The sequence below is a fragment of the Microvirga sp. GN3 genome (genome assembly GCF_055792825.1).
Map to the genome: position 1 here is coordinate 1 of NZ_JBVVAK010000344.1, position 2352 is coordinate 2352.

The 2352-nt window shown below is 62.0% G+C and carries 2 protein-coding genes; both read left to right on the forward strand.

Annotated elements, in window-relative coordinates:
* The first annotated feature begins 611 nt into the window (after positions 1–611).
* On the forward strand, positions 612–1472 hold the full coding sequence (locus tag ACS5Q1_RS47590; protein ID WP_473104737.1) for a class I SAM-dependent methyltransferase: 861 nt from the start codon (positions 612–614) through the stop codon (positions 1470–1472).
* Between the two features lie 423 nt (positions 1473–1895).
* Positions 1896–2352, forward strand: a 457-nt coding sequence (locus ACS5Q1_RS47595; RefSeq protein WP_473104738.1) for a protein-L-isoaspartate O-methyltransferase family protein, incomplete at its 3' end; no start/stop codon positions are given.

Genomic DNA, 2352 nt, shown 5'->3' on the forward strand with positions numbered 1-2352 from the left:
TGCGATATCAAGGCCGATGGTGGCAATCTCTGGCATGATGAGTGGCTCCTCTCCGGTTCTTGGACATGCCTATTCTGGCACGTCTGACGCTGGTGGAGGGCGCCATCCACGACATCACGTTAACGGGAAATACTGCCCTATACTCGTCAAGGAAAAATCTCGCGGCGTGAGAAATCAATGCCTTGGGCTTTGCAATAGGTGACCTCATCGAGCCACTCAATGGCTATGCTCAGTTAATGTGACATCCCCGCCGAGGCAGGTGGCATGTCACCAGCGCGCAGCATTGCCGATTTTCTCACAGATCGCGGTGGCCGCCACAGGGCGGGGAGAGGTGTTCGCCTCTCGCCCAAATCCCTTGCCCGTGCCTCCGTCCTCCGGCTCAAAGGAGGCTGCTTCCGGCGGAGCGGCCCTTGGTGAGTGGCGGTCCTCTCTCCCGCAGGACACGCGAGGGGCATTGTCAACTTAAACAAATAAGGGCTGTCTGCAGTCATCGCGCTCAGCGCGAAGCCATTGGAAGTCCGTCATCCACTCTGGGCGAAAAATTCACAAAACGCAGGCGAAACCCGTTAAGTTGACGATGCTTCACCTCCACGAAGAGAGCGAGCGCGGGATTGACTGTCCAACCGAACACCGGACACTCGATTGCGGGTCTGGGCTGCGTCGAGCAGACCTTGCTCCTTCCCCTTGCGGCACGCGCGCTCGCCCGTCGCCTTCTCCCTCACCGGGGCTTTGCTGATCCAGCGGCCGAAGCGATCGTCGTGCGCCTCGCTTACGACCTCACTCCATTCGAAGCCGACCGAGAGATGCTGCGGGGCTTGGTCGAGCGTAGCCTGGTCTTGGATCGGCTCCTGCGTGACTTCCTCAAGCATCACCCCGACGCTCAAGTGCTCAGCCTCGGGTCTGGCCTGTCGACCCAGTTTGAGCGGCTTGATAACGGCCGGCTCCGCTGGGTGGATGTCGATCTCCCCGAGGTGGTGGAGTTGCGACGCATCCTGTTCCCGCCCCACCCGCGCAGGTGCTTGGTGAGCGCCTCAGTCACCGAGGCAGGCTGGATCTCCAATCTTGGCGATCTGCGTGGCCCGACCTTCGTGGTCGCCGAAGGTCTCTTGATGTATCTCGAGCGTGCGCAGGTTTTTCAGCTGGCGCAAGTCCTGGCAGAGGTGCACGGGGGTGGCCCAGCCGAGTTTGCCTACGACTACTACTGTTCCCAGATGGTCGGCCAGGCATGGCTGAATCTGTCGCTGCGCCGGCTCGGGGCTGAGTTCAGATGGGGTCTGGCGTGCCCGGAGGAGCTTTCGCTTGGCGAACCGCGCTGGCATGTGATCGACACCTACCCGGTGATGGAGCGGCTGGGCTGGCCCTACGATCTGCTCTGGTCGTGGGTTCGCTTGTTCACGGGCGTTCGGCCCTATGGCATCGCACACTTGCGGCTCTTGGACGGCACCCGAGGGGCATGCGAGTCGAGCGCTTGAAAGAGGATCATGGCAACCGAAGCGCCGACGGCAGGCTGACCGACGCTGACAGCATCAGTGCGACGCCTGTGGTCCTGTGCTCAGCTTTTCATCCGGACATAGCTGCCTGGCGCATCCTCGATGGGGCTGAGCCTGCCCCCGCCGATCTCCCGGGCCGGAACGTGTGCTTACGTAGCTGAATATGAGAAGATTACGATTATCGGTCGACATGAATTCCGGAAGAATGCCCATGCCTTGCCCCCACACCTGGACTTGGCCACCAAATCGCCTATTCGTGCAACAGAGCGCCCTGGATCTCTATGGCCTATCCCAATCGGGAATTGGCCAGTAGCAAACCCAAGTAGAGCCGGTAAGAAGCAAGCGCTTCCGGAACATCGGCAAGAGCGAAGCGGTTGGTTTTAGATACCAGTCGAGGCCCAGATCATGGCTCGCATGCTGGTCCTGCTCGCCACAGCTCTGCCGCTGTTGACCGCCGCAGCCGCGGAGCCGGATCATGGGACAGCGCGGCAGAAGATGGTCGATACGATCGAGGGGCTCGCCACCCGTCTCGCCGCTGCTCCGGGTACCGGCAGCCTCGCCCCATCCGTCCTGGCTGCGATGCGGCAGGTGCCACGGCACGAGTTCGTGCCGGCAGAGGCCCGAGCCGCGGCCTATGACAACCGGCCCCTGCCGATCGGCTACGGCCAGACGATCTCACAGCCCTATATCGTCGCCCTCATGACCGACCTTGTGAGGCCAGACAAGGATGATGTTGTTCTCGAGGTCGGGACCGGCTCCGGCTATCAGGCTGCCGTCCTGTCGCCGCTGGTCAGCCGGGTCTTCTCGATCGAGATCGTGGACGCGCTGGCCAAGCGGGCAACGGAGCGTTTGGCGGCACTGG